The sequence below is a fragment of the Streptomyces sp. NBC_01525 genome, assembly GCF_045040405.1.
Taxonomy (GTDB): Bacteria; Actinomycetota; Actinomycetes; order Streptomycetales; family Streptomycetaceae; genus Streptomyces; species Streptomyces benahoarensis.
Genome location: NZ_CP109397.1, coordinates 3,243,777 through 3,260,413 on the forward strand (window position 1 = coordinate 3,243,777; position 16,637 = coordinate 3,260,413).

Here is a 16,637-nt window from a genome sequence, read left to right on the forward strand (position 1 = left end):
CGACCTTCGGCTACGGCAGCACCGGCGACGCGGAACGCCTTTACGGCGCGAATGCCCGCCGCCGACTGTGGACTTCTGCTGATCAGGCTGACCTTCGGACTGCTGATGGCCGGGCACGGCTCTCAGAAACTGTTCGGGATTCTCGGTGGCCATGGCCTGACGGAAACCGGAAAGGGTTTCGCCTCACTCGGCTACCAGCCCGGAAAACTCTTCGCCCTGATCGGAGGTCTTTCCGAATTCCTCGGCGGCCTCGGCCTGGCCCTCGGGCTGTTCACACCGCTCGCGGCCGCCGCCCTCATCGGCGTAATGATCAGCGCCATGGCGAGCGTCACCGCGGCCAACGGCTTCTGGGAGACGGACGGCGGAGTGGAGTACAACATCTGCATCGCGGTGGTCGCCCTGGCCGTCGCCGCCATCGGACCGGGGAAGCTGGCCGTGGACCGGTTCTTCCGCTGGGGCAGGGGCGGTTGGCCGGAGGCTGCGTTCGCCCTCGGAGTGGGCGGAATCGCCGCCGCGGTCTCCTTGGCGCTCTGAGCCTCCGCGCCCGCGTCCGGCACGGCGGGATCGGCGGTGACGAGGACAACAAGTGGGTCATGACCAGCCGCGATGGCAGTGGCCGGCGGAAGATTTCGCCCCTCGGATTCTCGGCGCTCGGCCTTTCCGGAGCGTGTCGCGGCTGTGTACAGTGAACGGCTGCGAAGGGGAGTAGCCCCGCAAACCGGTCGTCGACATACTGGAGCCTTGCGGCTCCCGGTGGCCGGGCCCGTACAGAATCTGTCGGGTGGGCGAGACCTTCGGCTCCTTGTCGACGATGTACACGCGTCGCGGGGCCGAGGTCGTACGCCGGAACTCCTCCCGCGTGTCGCCCGGGGTCCCGTGGTGCGGGAAAGCCGGGCGGTTCGTGTGATCCATTTCGTTTTGCTCCTCGTGTGTGCAGTGGCGATCTACCTCTCGTGCGAGTGGTTCGTCAACGCGGTCGAGTGGCTGGGCCAACGCCTCAATGTCGGGAAGATGGCGGTCGGCACGATCCTGGCCGCGTTCGGCACGGCACTGCCCGAATCGGTGGTGACGCTGGTCGCGGTCACCACGGGCGCCACCCAGGAGGCCAAGAACATCGGCGTCGGCGCGGCCATGGGCGGTCCGCTGGCGCTGGCCACGGTCGCCTACGGCGTGACCGGCGCGATGCTGCTCCTCAAGCACCGCAAGGAGCGCGCCGTGGCCGCGGTCGCCCCCGGCGCGCCGTCCGCGGTCTCCGGAGGGGCCGCGGCGGTCGGGAACGAGAAGGACATACGGCGGCTGGCGAAGGACCAGAAGTGGTTCCTGCCGATCTTCGTCGTCAAGGTCGCCCTCGGCCTGGTCGCCTTCGCCTTCAAGCCCGTCCTCGGCCTGCTGTTCTTCGGCGCCTACGCCGTCTACTTCTGGCGGGAGATCCGCGGCGGCGATGACGACGAGGAGGACGAGGAGCTGGAGCCGCTGAAGCTTCAGCCCAAGGCCGCCGCCCCGGCCGCCTGGGCGGTGGTGGTCCAGACCCTGGCCACGCTGGTCGTGATCTTCTTCGCGTCCCAGCTGTTCGTGAAGCAGCTCGACGCGATCGGCCCGATGCTCGGCCTGTCGGCCTCCGTCACCGCGCTGCTCCTTTCGCCGATCGCGACGGAGCTGCCCGAGATCATGAACGCGGTCATCTGGGTCCGCCAGGGCAAGACCAAGCTCGCGCTGGCGAACATCTCCGGCGCCATGATGATCCAGGCGACCGTCCCCAGCGGTCTGGGGCTGCTGTTCACCAGCTGGAAGTTCGACGGCGCCCTGCTCTGGTCCGGGCTGATCACCATGGCCGCGATCGTCTACCTCCTGGCATCGATGCGCGCCCGCAGGCTCACCCCCGGGCGCCTGGCCCTGGCAGCCCTCTTCTATGTCGTCTTCGGCCTGGGACTCATCCCGCTCCTGGCCTGACGGCCGCACCCGCTCCGTGCCGTGGCGGCCCGGTAGGGCCGCTGCGGAGTTCCTGGACCTCGCGTCCCCTGTGTCCTCCGCGCCCCTGCCCGCGCCGGGGGCTTCCCTCGCACCCACTCCGGGCGCCCGGACGAATACGTGATCATGCCCGCCGAGCACCCGATGCACGACACCGCCCAGCGGCCGGCCGCACCCGGCCACGCCTCACCCAAGGGCCGGGGCCGCCGCCGCAAGCGCCCAGACGAGCCGTCCGGATCCCGCCGACGCAGGCCACGTAGCCGTAAGAAGGTGCTCCTGGTCTCCACCGCGGCGGTCGCCGCGCTGGCCGTCGTGGCAGGAGGCGCCGTGTACCTACGGCTGTCCGCTTTCACCCTGGGCAGCACCGCGTCCGGCAACCCCGCCTGCACCCAGAACACCGTCGAAGCACTGACCGGCCTGCGCATCAACCACACCGTCGTCGTCAACTTCGCCGGCTTCGCCGCCATGACCGAAGCGGTCGGCGGCGTACCCGTCTGCCTGCCCAAGGACATCCATCAAAAGGACCTCGACCCCAACCGCCTCACCCAGGGCCGCACCGTCTACCGCAAGGGCGAACAGAAGGTCTCCGGAAAGGCCGCCCTCGACTACGTCCGGCTGCGCCACGGCCTCGGCGACGGCTCCGACATCGGACGCACCAAACGCCAGCAGGCATTCGTGTCCAGCCTCATCAGCCAGGTGAAGAAGGAGGGTTTCGGCCCCACCACGTTGCTCCCGCTCGCCAACGCGGCGACCAAGTCCCTCACCGTTGACCCCGGGTTGGGCTCGGCGAGCAAGCTTCTGTCCTTCGCCATGTCGCTGAAGAACGTCGACCTCGCCGACATCCAGTTCCTCACCGTCCCCTGGAAGTACAGCGGGCCCCGCACAGCCCTCGTCCATCCCGACGCCGACAACCTCTGGAGCACCCTCAAGGAAGACCGCACCCTCGAAGGCAAAGCCACGGGGCAGCGCGCCCAGCAGAAGAAGACCGATCCGGCCTCCACCGCCCGCGCGGTCAGCGGCGCGGGCATCACCGTCGCCGTCTACAACGGCACCACCACCCGCGGCCTCGCCGCCCGCCGCCGAACCCGGGCTCCCCACCACCGTCACCGCCCAGGCACGCCCCGCCAACCGCGATCTCTGCTCCGGCCTCTCCTACGGCTGAACCGCTCCGCGGAAAGCAGGCGGTACGCCTTGGCGACCGTGGCCGCGCACGTCGCCACCCACTACGGCCTCTACAACACGGTGTCCGGACCGGGCATCACCCTGGGGAACCTCGCCACCGGCACCCTCTGGGACCGGGCGGCCCGCCACCACGCCCTGTGGCTGACCTGGGCCGCTCCGACCGCGACGGGCCTCGGCTGCGCCGCCGCCGTCGCGGCCCTGGCCCGCACGGGGCGGCTCGAGGCGACGGAGCGGCGGGCGGTGACGGTCTGACCCTGGCGGTGTCCTGCGGCGGGGCGGGCCGGGGGGCCTGCCCCACGCTGCGCCCCGTTACGCCGCGCGGATACCCCCTCCCGGTACGATCCGGGGGCGACGGGTCGGCGGACGTACGGGAGGGTGCGAAGTGGCCGGGCAGCGGAGAGACACCGCCCTGTGGGGCCGGCTGCTGCTCTTCGCCGCGCTGCTGTTCGGCATCGTCGCCATGCACAGCCTCGGCCACTGCGCCGAGCACCCCGCGTCCCCCGCCGCCGGTGCCTCCGCCGGAGCCGCCTCGGCGCACCACGGCGGGGAGCCGGGGGGCATGCCCCTCGCCCACGAGCCCATGGACATGGCCATCGGCGTGACCATGGGCACGGGTACGGCCTCCGGGGCCACGGTGCAGGACGACGACCCCGCGCCCCGCGCCCACGCGCCCCTGCCCCTCAGCGGGACGGACCCGGCGGCCGTCTGTCTGGCGGTGCTCGGCGCGGTCTCGCTGCTGGCGCTCGGCGCGGCCCTCGTGCGCCGGGCCGACGGGCCGGTGGGGGCGCTCGCCCGGCTGCCGCACGCCCTGCGGCCGATCCCGCCGCCCCCGCACGGCAGACTCCTCGCCCGTACCTCGGTGCTGCGCCTGTAGGAGCGCGCCCCGCCGCCCCGGGCTCTGTCGTCACGACGGGCCCCAGGGGTCGGCGCGCGTGCCCGCTCCCCTTCCTCAGCACACCGATACGAGGTGCATTCCCGCATGCGTACACCCACCCGCCGTACCGCCCTCGGCACCGGCATCGCCCTTGCCGGAGGCGGCCTGCTCGCCGCCTGTTCCGGCTCCGGTTCGGGCCACTCGGGCCATGGCGGCTCCGGCGCCGGGGCCCGCGACTACGTCTCCCCGGACGGCAAGGAGGTCGCCGCCGCCGAGGCCGCGCGCAGGCCCGGCGCCGTCCGCGAGGTGAAGCTCACCGCCACCCCGTCCACCCTGGACCTGGGCGGCCGTACGGTCCGCAGCTGGTCGTACGGCGAGGAACTGCCCGGCAAGGAGGTCCGGGTGACGGCGGGCGACACCCTCGATGTCGCCCTCGCCAACCACCTCCCGCAGTCCACCTCCGTCCACTGGCACGGCCTGGCCCTCCGCAACGACATGGACGGCACCCCCGGCCTCTCCCAGGCGCCGGTCAAGGCGGGCGCGTCGTTCACGTACCGCTTCGCCGTCGTGCACCCCGGTACGTACTGGTTCCACCCCCACTCGGGCGCCCAGCAGGACCGCGGGCTGTACGCCCCGCTGATCGTCGAGGACCCCAAGGAGCCGCTGCAGTACGACAAGGAGTGGGTCGTCGTCCTCGACGACTGGGTCGACGGCGTGGACGGCAGCACGCCCGACGCGGTCCTCGCGGAACTGCGCAAGGGCATGGGCGACATGGACATGGACCACGGTGGGATGGACCACAGCGGTATGGACCACGGCGGTATGGACATGGAGCACGAGGGCATGGACATGGGCCTGGGCCGCTCCGGCGGCGCGGGCCGCGTGACCACCGCGTCGCTGGCCACCGGCACCGCCGGGCGGAAGGGCCCCGGCGGTTCGTCCGGCCCGTCCCGGATGCTGATGGGCGCGACGAGCGACCTGCTCGGCGGCGACGCCGGTGACGTCGCCTACCCGTACTACCTGGTCAACGGGCGTACCGCGGACAATCCGCAGACGTTCCGCGCCGAGCCCGGCGACCGGGTCCGCATCCGTTTCCTCAACGCCGGGGGCGACACCGCCTTCCGCGTCGCCCTCGGCGGCCACCGGATGACCGTCACCCACACCGACGGCTTCCCCGTCACCCACGCCGAGACGGACGCGCTGCTGCTGGGCATGGGCGAGCGGTACGACGTGCTCGTCACCGTCAAGGACGGCGTCTTCCCGCTCACCGCGCTCGCCGAGGGCAAGAAGCAGACGGCGCGGGCGCTGCTGCGGTCCGGTGGGGGCGCGGCGCCGAAGGCGTCGGCGCGCCCGAAGGAGCTGGACGGCAAGCTGCTCCGGGCGGACCAGCTGACGGCCGACGCGGCGGTCCGCATCGAGCCCGGCAAGCCGGACCGGACGATCCAGCTGATGCTGACCGGTTCGATGGACAGGTACGACTGGGCCATCAACGGCAAGCGCTACGACCCGGCGCAGCGCCACCCCGTCCGCGCGGGCGAACGTGTCCGGCTGTCCTTCGTCAACAACACCACGATGTGGCACCCGATGCACCTGCACGGCCACACCTTCACCCTCGGCTCCGGAGGGCCCCGTAAGGACACCGCGATCGTGCTGCCCGGCCGCACCGTCCACGCCGACTTCGACGCCGACAACCCCGGCCTGTGGATGCTCCACTGCCACAACGTGTACCACGCGGAGTCGGGGATGATGACGGTGGTGGGTTACATGAAGTAACCCTTCCTGAAGTAACCCTTCCTGAAAGAGAGTTGCCACCTTGGCGACGTGGGCGGGACGGGTTCGTCCGGTCCCGGCCCGCCCACGCATCCACCGGGGGCGCCATCGGGCACGGGCGGCGCCGCAGGGGTGAACCGGCAGGCGTGGCTCACCAGTTGACGAGCACGATCCCCGTAATCGCGCCGCTGGCCAGGCCGAAGAGCGCCACCTGCGACCCCGGGTGCAGCCGGCCCAGTTCGCGGGCGCGGACGAGTTGCAGGGGGAGGGTCGCGGCGGCGACGTTCCCCGTGCGGGCGAAGGTCGGGACGATCAGGTCCTCCGGGACGTCCATCCACTCGCCGAAGGTGCCGACGAAGGGCACGGACGGCTGGTGCACGCAGACCAGGTCGAACCCGTCTCCTCCACCGCCCGCGCCACCACCGCCGCATCGGCGTTGACCAGGCCCCACGGCCCGCCGCCGGTACGCTCGCCGACCTCCGCAACCGCCACCGCACACGCCTCGGCATCGGTCACATCGAGGGGGAACGCACGCAGCCGCGCCACGCCGTCCACACCCGCCTCACGCATGAGAAGCGCGGCCTCCTGCGGCGTACGGACAGCGGCGAACACCTCGTACCCGGCACGGACCAGCCGCAGCGACGACGCCCACCCGATGCCGCTCCCGATGCCGCTCCCGGCACCGGTCACCAGCACACTCTTCAATGGGGGCTCCTCATGATGCGCTGCCCACGACGTGCTCCTCACGACCGGGCTCAGCTGAGGTAACTCCTCACGCCTGCAAGGCCCTTCGGGAGACCCCTAGATGACCCCTAGGCCGCCCCTACTGGCGACGGGCGGGCGCCCGGGAGCCCATGGTCCGACGGGGCTTCCGGGGCGGATGAGGTGGCCGGTACGGCTGAGGTGGCCGAATAAGCCTGCCGGTAAAGGCCGTTGCGGATTTCCCTCTTCCTTATCGGAGTCCACCGGTACCCCCGCGCGTTACTGTGCCCGCGTGAGCATTCATGTCGTCATGGGGTACGGGCCCGCCGGTGCGGCCACTGCGCAGCTGCTCGTCGAGAAGGGCCACACGGTAAAGGTCGTCACCAGGACGGGCCGGAGTCCGGAAGACGGTATCGAGCACGTCGCGTGTGACGCGGCCGACGCCGAGGGGCTGAAGGAGGCCGTGCGGGGCGCCGAGGCGATCCATCAGTGCGCCGCGCCGCCCTATCAGCGCTGGGGGCGTGACTGGCCGGGGCTCGTCGCGTCGGTCTGTGCGGCGGCCGAGGACAGCGGCGCGGTGCTCGTCATGCTGGGGAACCTCTACGGGTACGGGCCGGTCGAAGGGCCGCTGACCGAGGATCTGCCGCTGGCGGCGACCGGCGTCAAGGGGCGGGTGCGCGCCGCCGGTTGGGAGCAGGCGAAGAAGCTGCACGACGCCGGGCGGATCCGGGCGGTCGAGGTGCGGGCCTCGGACTTCTTCGGGCCGGGGGTGACCGACGGCGGGCATCTGGCCGGGCGGGTGCTGCCGCGGCTGCTGGCCGCCAAGGCGGTCTCGGCGCTCGGCGATCCGGATGCGGAGCACAGCTGGAGCTACGTCCCCGATGTGGCGCGGGCGATGGTCGAGGTGGCGGGCGAGGAACGGGCCCTGGGCCGGGCCTGGCACGTGCCGACGTCGACCGCGCGCTCGGCCCGGGAGATGGTGGAGCGGCTGACCGGGCACGCCGGGACCGAGCCGGTCGAGGTGCGGAAGGTGCCGCCGTTCGCGCTGGTCATCGGGGGTCTGTTCTCCCCGGTGCTCCGCGAACTGAAGGAGGTCCGGCACCAGTTCGACCGTGGTTTCGTCATGGACGCGAGCGCCTACGAGGCGGAGTTCACGGTCCGGCCCACACCCATCGACGAGCAGATCGGGGCGACGGTCGACTGGTGGCGCGGCCGCCTGGAGCGGGCCGCGGGGAAGTGATCTCCGGGGCGCCCCGGAGATCGGATCGGGGGCGCCCCGAGGAGCAGGTCAGGGGCGCCCGTCCTGACGACGCGCGCCACACAGCGCACCGAGCCCACAGCGCACCGGGCCCCTGCCACGTACGGCATGGGCCCGGTGCGCTGTCGTGGTGGCCCGCGCTCAGCCCATGCTCTTCGCGCCGTCGAGCGTCTCGCGGATGATGTCCGCGTGCCCGGCGTGCTGGGCGATCTCGGCGATGAGGTGGAGCACCACCCGGCGGGCCGACCAGCGGGCGTCGGCCTCGAACCACGGCGCCTTCGGGAGCGGTTGGTCGGCGCTCAGATCCGGCAGGGAGGCGACCAGTTCGTCGGTGCGGTCGGCCACCTCGGCGTACGCGTCGAGGACGCCGGTCAGCGTCTCGCCGGGCAGCATGCGGAAATCGTCGGCACGCCGGGCCCAGTCGGCCTCGGTCATCTTCGTGAAGTCGGGCATGGCGGAGGGGCCGTCGACGATGAAGCCCGCCCAGGCGCGTTCGACCGAGGTGACGTGCTTGATCAGGCCGCCCACGCACAGTTCGCTCGCGGTCGGGCGCTCTCCGGCCTGCTCGTCGGTGAGGTCGCGGGCGGTGAAGCGCAGGAAGTGACGCTGCTTGGCGAGGGCGGCCAGGAGGTCGGCGTGCTCCCCGGTGGCGGTCGGCTCGGTGGCGTGCTGCTCGGTGGTGGCCTGGTGTTCCGCGGTCATGATCGCGCCCTCCGTCGGTGGGTTCGTCCGGTCCGTTCGTCCGGCCGGTTCGTCGGGTCGAAGCGGCCGGGCGGTTCGTTCCCTCGGTCGTCGACCACGTTAGGAGGTATTGCGGCCACTTTCCGTCCGCAATACCGGGAAGAATCGCAGGCATGGCGAACACCAGCTCCCGGACCCTGCGGCTGCTCTCCCTCCTCCAGACCCACCGGTACTGGCCGGGCGCCGAGCTGGCCGACCGGCTGGGGGTCTCCGCCCGGACACTGCGGCGGGACATCGACCGGCTGCGGGAGCTCGGCTATCCGGTCGAGGCGCGGCGCGGCGTCGACGGCGGCTACCAGCTCGCGGCGGGGGCGGCGCTGCCGCCGCTGCTGATCGACGACGAGGAGGCGGTGGCACTCGCCGTCGGGCTCCAGGCGGCGGCGCAGGGCGCGGTGGAGGGGCTCGCCGAGTCGTCGGTACGGGTGCTGGCCAAGGTGGCGCAGGTGATGCCGGGGCGGCTGCGGCGGCGGGTGGAGGCGTTGCGTGCGATGACGGTGCCCGCGGACTGGGGCGGCCCGGCCGCGGCGGGCGTCGACCCGGAAATCCTCACCGTGGTGGCGCTGGCCTGCCGGGACGCGGAGGCGCTGCGGTTCTCGTACACCGCCGCCGACGGCCGCCACAGCGAACGCCATGTCGAGCCGCACCGGCTGGTCTGCCCCGGGCGCCGCTGGTACCTCGTCGCGTACGACCTGATGCGGCACGACTGGCGCAGCTTCCGGGTCGACCGGATGGCCGGGCCGCGCAGCACCGGGGAACGGTTCCGGCCACGTGAGCTGCCCGCCGAGGACGCCGCCGCGTTCGTCCGCGCCGGGCTGAGCAACCGGCCGGGCCCGTACCGCGCCGAGGCGCTGGTCGACGCTCCGGCGGAGACGGTGCGGGCGCGGGTCGGCCGGTGGGGCACGGTCGAGGAGGCGGACGGCGGGCGCTGCCGGGTGGTGCTGGCGGCGGACGCGCTGGAGTGGCCGGCGATGGTGCTGGGGACGCTCGGGGCGGAGTTCCAGGTCGTCGGGCCGCCGGAACTGCGGGATCTTGTACGGGAGTTGGGAGCGCGGTTCGGGCGGGCGGCGGAGGAGGGATGAGGCCCCGATCCGCCCGGCCCGGCCCCGGCCCGCCGGGATCGTTGCGGGGCACCCGTCGGACGCGGCCCCGGCCTCGTGAGCCCGATCGGCCCGTCCACCTCAGCGCAGCAGAAAGGCCGCGTCCCAGGGCGTGCGGGGCGGAGCGTCGGTGGCGTAGGCGTGGAGGGCCAGGGCGATCCCGGCGGCGCCGGTGAGGAGGCCGGGACCGGCGGGGGCTGCCGAGGGGGCCACCACGGGACGGGGGGTGGCCGGGCCGTCCGGGGTGGCCGCGTCCCGGGACCCGTAGGGGAGGTCGGGGGCGTTCGGCTCCTCCGGGTCGGCCGTGCCCCGGGACCCGTAGGGGAGGTCGGGGTCGTCCGGCCCCTCCTCGGCGGCCGTGCCCCGGGACCCGTAGGGGAGGTCGGGGCTCTCCGTGGCAGCCGCCCCCGGGAACCCGTAGGGGAGTTCAGGGTCGTACGCCGCGACGAGCCGGGCGGCGAGTGCATCGCGATGGGCCGCGAGCCGGGGGTGCGGGGTGTCCTCGGTGAGCGTGTGGCACAGGTGCAGCAGACCGGCGTGGCCATGGCAGAAAGCGTGGTCGGCCACCCCGCGCGGCCGGTCGAGGTCGTCGGCGAGGGCGTCCGCCGCGAGCGTGCACAGGCCCGCGTCGCCGAGGGCGCGTCCGGCCTGGTGGAGGGCGGCGGCGGTGCCGGGGGTTCCGTAGCACCAGGCGGTACGGCCCGGCTCGGGCGGCTCGGCGCCGTACCGCTCCAGGGGGATCAGCGCCGGCCAGCCGCCGCCCTCGGTGCGGTGGGCGAGGAGTTCGGCGGTCAGGCCGGTGACGGCCTCGTGCAGCCCGGGGACGGGGACGCCGTCGTGCAGCGCGGCGGACAGCACGGCGAGGGGGCCGCTGATGCCGTGCGCGAGGCCGAAGTTGACATGGCCTCGGGGGTACTGCGGGTCGACGCCTCCGGGGGTGCGCGGGCCGCCGGGCGACCACCACCCCGGTACGGACGTGCCGTCCAGCACCAGAGGCCGGGCGAGGCGCACGAGGTGACCGAGGGCTTCGGCGAGCGCGTCCTCGTGGGCCTCGCGCCGGAGCAGCAGCAGGCGGGCCAGCCCGCTGACGCCGCTGATCAGGTCGAACCGCAGGAACGACACCCCGGGGCGGCCCGCGTCCAGGCGGGCGCGCTCCGGTTCCAGGGCACGGTCGACGAGGCGGTCGAGTGCGGCGTCGAGGCGGGTGAGCAGGGCGGCGTAGTCGTGCGGGGTGCGGCGGGCGGCGTGCGCCGCGAGGGCGAGGGCCGGTGCGCCGTGGTAGAGCCCCTGGGCCGTCCGGCCGGAGAGGCGGGCGGCGGCCGCACCGAGGTGGGCGTGGGCGGCGCCGCGCAACTCCGGTTTTCCGTGCGCGAGTTCGGAGTGGAGCAGGGCGAGGGCCGGGTAGCCGTGGTCCAGGCCCAGCGGGGCCAGGTCCGGGAAGGCTTCGGCCGTGCGCTCCGGGTCGGCGAGCCTTCCGGCGATCTCGTATGCCACCTCGGCGGCGCGGGAACGCACCGCCGAGGTGGCGGTCCCGGGCGGGGGCGGGGTCATCGGCCGTGCCTCCTGCGGTCGGTGTGGGCCTGGGCGGCGCCGCGGGCGACGGCGTGAGCGAGGAGTTCGGTGGGACGGTCGATACCGATGAGGCGGTTGTGGTGCATATGCAGCAGGGAACGGAGGACGTGGTCGGGGTCCGACCACCTGCGCTCCCCCAGGTCCCGGAGGAGGGCGCCGTAGCGGGCGGCGGCCTCGGCACGCCGCTGCCACAGGGTGCGCAGTGCGTCGTCGGCGTCACCGGCCGGGCCCGGCCGGTAGGGGTCGATCAGCGGCAGGGCCTGGCGGCGCCGGTCGCGGAAGCCGCGCTGCCGCCCCTCGTCCTTGGGGATCGCCCGCAGCAGCCAGTCGGCGCCCGCGGAAGGCTGCGCGTCGGCCGGGTCCTCTCCCTCCGTGAGGTGGAAGGCGCGGGCGAGGTCGGCGAAGCCCGCGGCGGCGACCAGCAGCGGTTCGGTCCGCTCGCGCCGGGCGTGACGGCGGCGCAGATGCTCCAGGGCGGCGACGCTGTCGGCGTGGAAGACCCGCTCGGCGGCTTCCATCACCTCCGGGCCGCCGTAACGCTCCAGCTCCGGGTCGTAGGTGTCCCAGACCGCCCGCCGGGTCAGAGCGGCGGCGTGCAGTGCGGAGGTGGCTTCGTGGAGCCGCGGTTGCAGATCGCGGGCGAGCGCGGTGGCCGGGCCGTGGAAGCGCAGCCGCAGGTGGGGACCGCCGTCGTCGGTGTAGCGGAGGAAGAACCAGCGGTCCACCTCGTCGGGCAACTCCCCGAGGAACGGGGCGAGATGGGTGGCCAGCAGTTCCTCGTGGCGGTCGGCCGGGGCGTAGAGGGAGAGGTGGAGCCAGTCGCCGCCGGGGAGGTGGACGGCGCCCGGGGAGCGGCGGGGCGTGGGGCGGCGCGTGGCCCAGGGGTTCCCGTCCGGGGCCTCCGCTCCGGGCGCGGCGCGCAGCGGGATGACGACTTCCGCGTGGTGCGGACCGTCCGGGCCGCGCAGCCAGCCGTCGGGGAGGCCGGCGGCGTCGGCGGGCGTCTCGCGCAGGACGCAGTGCTCGTCGCGGACCAGTTCATGCCGCAGCAGCCGCCGGTGGCCGGGCCGGTCGAGGTCGAGGCCGACGAAACGGTCGGCCCGCCCGACCTGGACCCGGTCGGGCACCCGCCACCGCGTCCGCCAGGCATGGAACCGCTCCCACCACTGCGCGAACGGCAGGTCCGTCTCGCGCAGCGCCTCGTCGGGCCGCCAGCGCGCCGGGGACAGCACGGTGCGGCCGTAGCGAACCCTGGGCAGGTGCGGCAGGACGGCGGCGCCGCCCCAGTCCCACATCTGCCAGCGGCGGCGTCCGCTGTAGACGATCTCGCAGACGAAGCGGGCCATGTTGGGCATGTCCCACTCCGGGTTGACGACGTGGAAGACGGTGGGCCGCACGAGTCGGCCGGTGGCCCGCTCCACCAGGTGGAGCCCTGTGAGGTCGGCGCGTACGGCCAGGTCGCGCGGGTCGAGGACGGCCGGGTCGCCGGGGTCGGCGAAGCAGCCGACCGGCAGGAGGCGGTCCAGCCATCGAGGGGACTGGGCGACGTTGCCGAGCCGCGGGCGGCCGGGCCGGAAGGCGACCTGCGCGGCCAGGGGTCCGGTGTCCGCAGCCGCGCCACCGGTCCGCGCCGGCATGGCGAGGCCGTCGGCGTCCGGGCCGTCAAAGAGATAGCCGAACCGGCCGGGCAGGCGTCCGGCGGGGGAGGAGAAGTTGGCCGGGACGAGCCGGAATTCCCCCTGCCCCAGGGCTTCCTGGTCCGGCGCCATCACCGCGGCGAGGAGTTCCAGTGACTCCGGCGGCCGCCCGCCGTCCCGGGCGAGGCGGCGTACGGCGGGGTGGTCATCGTCCAGCACCACCTCGGATGCGCCGGTCAGCAGCGCTTCCTGGGCGAGCGCCGCGAACACCCGGTCGCGGTCCTGGTCCGGTTCGCGGTGCGGGGCGGTACGGGTGCCCGCCGGGCGCCGGTATCCGGCGGGTGCGCCCAGGCCGGCGCCCTCATCGAGCAGTTCGGTGAGCGGGACGTCCCGCTCGATGCCGTAGCGCGTCCGGAACGCCTGATGGTATTCGCGCAGGTGGGCGGGGCCGCCGTCGTCCGGGGACAGTCGCCACAGCAGCGCGGCGGCACGAGCGGCCTCCTCCGCGACGGCGGCGGGCAGCCGCACTTCGGCGTCGAGCGCCACGTCGACGTGGAGCAGGTGGACGCCCGGTCGCAGCCGCCGCATCCGGTCGGTGACCGCCCGCAGTTCGGCGCGTCCCTCCCCGAAGGGGCGTCCGGCGTAGTACGCCATCTCCTTCCGTACGGCGGCGAGTTCGCCGTACTCGGGCAGAGCGCCGGAATCCACGCGCGCGCAGACGCGGAGGACATGGGCGAGCGGATCGGTCTCCTCCAGCGACGGCCGGGCGTCCGTCACCAGGACTTCTTTGGCGACGAGCTGGGCGAGGAGACCGTCGACGGCCTCCTCGGTCGCGCCGGGGAACCGCTCCAGCAGGTGCCCGGTCAGCGCGGAACCGAGGACCGGGCGATGCGCCAGTTCCCGTACGGCGGCCACCACCCGCGAATTTTTCAGGCTGGCTCCCTGAACGTTCCGGGAGCCTCGCTCGGTGTTCTCCTCTTCCCCGGTCTGTGGCAGATAGGGCAGGACCAGACGGTCGCCGCGGACCTGGCACAGGGCGTTGGCCACGACATGGAGATGGCGCAGGACGGCAGGGCGGCGTTCCCAGTCGGCAACCAGGCCGGTCAGCCAGGCGCGGTCGGGCCGCACGGCACGGCGGTGCGCGGCGCCGAGACGGGCCACAGAGCTCACGGCGGGGGCGGGCGAGCCCGCAGGGGCGTCGAAGCGGACCGGGGCGACGCCGGCCATCAGCCCGAACGGGGTGGCACGGCTGCTCATGCGCAGGCGGTAGGAGGCGAGGGCGCGTACGGCCCGGCGCATCCGGGCGGGGTCGGCGTCCTGTCCGGCGTCGACGACCCGGGCGAGCAGTCCGGCCAGGGAGGGGCTGGCGACCTCGACGGCTTCGCGGAACAGCGGGTCGGCGGCGAGGCCACGCAGGGCGGCGGCCGGGTCACCGTGCTCGTCGGCCCCGGGACCGGAACCGGCCCGGCGGTCGGCTCCCACCGGGTGGACCGGTGCCCGCAGCAAGCCGATACCGGCGGGCTGGAACAGGGGCTGCTGGGGCACCTCGACGCGCTCCTCACGTAGGGGGTGTCTTTCCGGTCGGCGTCACAGCCCCACGAAGACCGGGAAGACGCCTCCTGGGGCGCGGACCGGGCACCGGCACCGGAACCGCTGCCGGAAAAACTTGATGGGCACGGGGTCGGCGGACCCCGGAGCCGGACCGCTGCCGGAACAGCACGAAGAGCCCGGGGCCGGGCGGCATGACGCCGCGGGCCCCGGGCTGTCGTTCGTTCAGCAGCCCCAGTGGGTGCAGCAGAGGGTCGAACCGGAGCTCTCGGCCTTGGCGGCGGTCGCGTCGTCGGCCTCGCCCTCGAAGAGGTCCTGGATGTCGAGGTCGAAGTCTTCCAGCAGAGCGGCGGGCATATCAGTTCTCCTGTCGTGGGAATTGAGTGGTGCGCGCGGCGGATAAGGAAATGCACGGGGCGGGAGGAAATCCCCATTTCCTTTATCGGGAGCTGCGCTGCCAGCCAGGTGACCGGGCGCCGTAACCGTAGGACCGGCCAATCTGCACTGTCAACAGTTCTCTGAGAGTTAACGCCTTGCTTACTTGGTGCAGCCGCGCGCATCCGGTCATGTCTCGCTATCGAGCCCGGAGTCCAAAGCGGCGAATACCGGACGCCGCGGCCCGGTCGAATTTGATTCGTAAATTACTCACGGAACGGAATCGGAGGGACTTCCCACCCCCCTGCGCGGAATTAATCCACCGCTTTCCTGGTACGCCCGCCCGGCCACCCTCCAGGGACATGACGGAACCCGCATGCCCTCTTTCAGGGACGTTCACCCGTCCCCACTTCCGGCGGCACCCGCGGGGCGCCACCCGAGGAAAGCCCAGTTCGGGCGGGGGCAGGGTCCGCCCAGGCCGGGGCGGCCCGAGGGTGGACATTGACAAATCCCGCGGCTTCGGCGCCGCATTCACGTCTCGCGAAACTTCCGCGAATGACGAGCGTCCGGAAGTGAGGGCGCGCAGCGGCGGGCGAGGTGACTACACCTCACACATACTCACCAGTAAGGAAGGAAGCCCTTCGCCACGCAAAGTGGATTCGACGTTACTGCGGGTAATGTGCCGTTCATGATTCGCGTCCACATTTACCGTGCACGAGCGGCACGGGAAACGCCCGGGCCCCTGGCTCCTCAGCCCGTGCGGCGCGCGAGTATTTCCGGAGTAATTCCGGGTCTACAGCCCCCGAGGTCCGACCGCGTACTCGCGTCGCCGTCAGGCGGATTCGTCCGGTGCGGCGAGGGCCGTATCGACGAGGTGGTCGGCGTATTCGGCGGTCAGCGGGTCCGGACGGAAGAGGATGCGGTACATCATCGGGGCAACCACGAGGTCCATGACCGTATCCGCGGGCGGGGCCGTCTCGCCGCGGTCCAGCGCACGGGCGAGGATCGTCTCGACCTGCCCGGCGGCATACGCCGAGCACTGGCCGGCGTTGGAGCCGTCGGGGTCGCCCAGCAGCGCGTCACGGATGTAGGCGCGGCCGGGCGGCGAGGCCATCTCGTCGAGGAACTGCCGCGCCCAGGCGGTCAGATCGGCGCGGAGCGCACCGTGGTCGGACGGCGGCTCCTCGGGGCGCAGCCGCTCGACCGCGACGTCCGACAGCAGCTCGTGGAGGTCGCCCCAGCGGCGGTAGATCGTCGACGGGGTGACGCCCGCGCGGGCCGCGACCGCTGGAACGGTCAGCTTGGCGCGGCCCTGCTCGGCTTCGAGTTCCCGCACGGCGGCGTGCACCGCCTCCTGGACGCGCGCGCTGCGCCCACCGGGGCGCGCCTTGGCCTTGGGACTCATGCCGCCACCTTAAAGCAACGTCATTGCGTTCCGCCTGCCCCGCACAGACCGGCATCACGCCGCCGCGACGGCCGGGACCCCGTCCCCGTACCGAGCGGCGTAGGCGTGCCCGGCCCGCAGCACGACCGGCTCGCCCAGGGGAGGCCCCATCAGCTGCATCCCTACGGGCAGCCCGGCGGAGTCCTGGCCGACCGGCAGGTCAGGGCGGGTATTCCGGTGATGTTGGCGGGTGCGCAGAGGCGTACACAGGCGTCGGAGAGCTCCCGCAGCGGACCGAGCACGGTGTGGAGGTGGTGCGCAACGGCCGCCACCGCGGCGTGCCGCTCCGTCGGCAGCCGCACCCCGGCCCGGAGCGCCGCCCGCGCGGCCTCCGCGGCGGTGAAGCCGGGGCCGTCGCCCCGGTCGGCCGCGGCCGTCGCGGCGGCCGCGGCGTTCTCCGCGAGATCCATGAACATCCCTCCGTACAAGCGCGGTTGGAGCCGCTCGACCGGCCCGCACCCGCCACCCG

15 protein-coding genes are annotated in these 16,637 nt (G+C 73.4%); 7 read left to right on the top strand and 8 right to left on the bottom strand.

From position 1 onward, the window contains the following. The first annotated feature begins 51 nt into the window (after positions 1 to 51). From OG422_RS14490 to OG422_RS14510, 5 genes are all read left to right on the top strand, one after another. Positions 52 to 534, top strand: a complete 483-nt coding sequence (locus OG422_RS14490) for a DoxX family protein (protein ID WP_405743217.1) — start codon at positions 52 to 54, stop codon at positions 532 to 534. A gap of 369 nt (positions 535 to 903) precedes the next feature. Further along, the gene (locus OG422_RS14495; RefSeq protein WP_405743218.1) at positions 904 to 1,950 is read left to right on the top strand and encodes a sodium:calcium antiporter; all 1,047 of its coding nucleotides are present in this window, start codon (positions 904 to 906) and stop codon (positions 1,948 to 1,950) included. A gap of 144 nt (positions 1,951 to 2,094) precedes the next feature. Then, positions 2,095 to 3,402, top strand: coding sequence for an LCP family protein (locus tag OG422_RS14500; RefSeq protein WP_405743219.1), 1,308 nt, complete (start codon positions 2,095 to 2,097; stop codon positions 3,400 to 3,402). Between the two features lie 130 nt (positions 3,403 to 3,532). Beyond that, a complete protein-coding gene (locus tag OG422_RS14505; RefSeq protein ID WP_405743220.1) occupies positions 3,533 to 4,024 on the top strand; it encodes a hypothetical protein in 492 nt (163 codons plus the stop codon). Between the two features lie 105 nt (positions 4,025 to 4,129). Next, a complete protein-coding gene (locus OG422_RS14510) occupies positions 4,130 to 5,797 on the top strand; it encodes a multicopper oxidase family protein (protein ID WP_405743221.1) in 1,668 nt (555 codons plus the stop codon). Positions 5,798 to 5,945: 148 nt separating this feature from the next. Here the strand turns inward: OG422_RS14510 and OG422_RS14515 are convergent, their stop codons facing one another. Next, positions 5,946 to 6,128, bottom strand: coding sequence for a 3-oxoacyl-[acyl-carrier-protein] synthase III C-terminal domain-containing protein (locus OG422_RS14515; protein WP_405743222.1), 183 nt, complete (start codon positions 6,126 to 6,128; stop codon positions 5,946 to 5,948). Next, entirely contained in the window at positions 6,107 to 6,490 is a 384-nt protein-coding gene (locus OG422_RS14520) for an SDR family NAD(P)-dependent oxidoreductase (RefSeq protein WP_405747787.1), read from the bottom strand. The genes OG422_RS14515 and OG422_RS14520 overlap by 22 nt, the downstream gene beginning before the upstream one ends. Positions 6,491 to 6,788: 298 nt before the next feature. On the opposite strand from OG422_RS14520, the gene OG422_RS14525 reads away from it, so the two are divergent. Then, positions 6,789 to 7,736 (top strand): NAD-dependent epimerase/dehydratase family protein, encoded by a 948-nt coding sequence (locus OG422_RS14525; protein WP_405743223.1) that lies wholly within the window; start codon positions 6,789 to 6,791, stop codon positions 7,734 to 7,736. Between the two features lie 159 nt (positions 7,737 to 7,895). Here the strand turns inward: OG422_RS14525 and OG422_RS14530 are convergent, their stop codons facing one another. Beyond that, positions 7,896 to 8,456 carry a DinB family protein gene (locus tag OG422_RS14530; RefSeq protein WP_143940836.1) on the bottom strand — a complete coding sequence of 187 codons (561 nt, stop codon included), beginning with the start codon at positions 8,454 to 8,456 and terminating at the stop codon, positions 7,896 to 7,898. 152 nt (positions 8,457 to 8,608) lie between these two features. On the opposite strand from OG422_RS14530, the gene OG422_RS14535 reads away from it, so the two are divergent. Then, positions 8,609 to 9,574 (top strand): helix-turn-helix transcriptional regulator, encoded by a 966-nt coding sequence (locus tag OG422_RS14535; RefSeq protein WP_405743224.1) that lies wholly within the window; start codon positions 8,609 to 8,611, stop codon positions 9,572 to 9,574. A gap of 99 nt (positions 9,575 to 9,673) precedes the next feature. Here OG422_RS14535 and OG422_RS14540 read toward each other — a convergent pair whose 3' ends face one another. The 5 genes from OG422_RS14540 to OG422_RS14560 form a co-directional block, all read right to left on the bottom strand. After that, positions 9,674 to 11,143 (bottom strand): lanthionine synthetase C family protein, encoded by a 1,470-nt coding sequence (locus OG422_RS14540; protein ID WP_405743225.1) that lies wholly within the window; start codon positions 11,141 to 11,143, stop codon positions 9,674 to 9,676. After that, positions 11,140 to 14,346 (bottom strand): lantibiotic dehydratase, encoded by a 3,207-nt coding sequence (locus OG422_RS14545; protein WP_405743226.1) that lies wholly within the window; start codon positions 14,344 to 14,346, stop codon positions 11,140 to 11,142. The genes OG422_RS14540 and OG422_RS14545 overlap by 4 nt, the downstream gene beginning before the upstream one ends. A gap of 228 nt (positions 14,347 to 14,574) precedes the next feature. Next, a complete protein-coding gene (locus OG422_RS14550; protein ID WP_285229414.1) occupies positions 14,575 to 14,706 on the bottom strand; it encodes a hypothetical protein in 132 nt (43 codons plus the stop codon). Positions 14,707 to 15,556: 850 nt separating this feature from the next. Continuing rightward, complete coding sequence (locus tag OG422_RS14555) at positions 15,557 to 16,129, bottom strand: TetR/AcrR family transcriptional regulator (RefSeq protein ID WP_143943023.1); 573 nt, start codon at positions 16,127 to 16,129, stop codon at positions 15,557 to 15,559. A gap of 161 nt (positions 16,130 to 16,290) precedes the next feature. After that, the gene (locus OG422_RS14560; protein ID WP_405743227.1) at positions 16,291 to 16,578 is read right to left on the bottom strand and encodes a hypothetical protein; all 288 of its coding nucleotides are present in this window, start codon (positions 16,576 to 16,578) and stop codon (positions 16,291 to 16,293) included. Positions 16,579 to 16,637 lie beyond the last annotated feature (59 nt).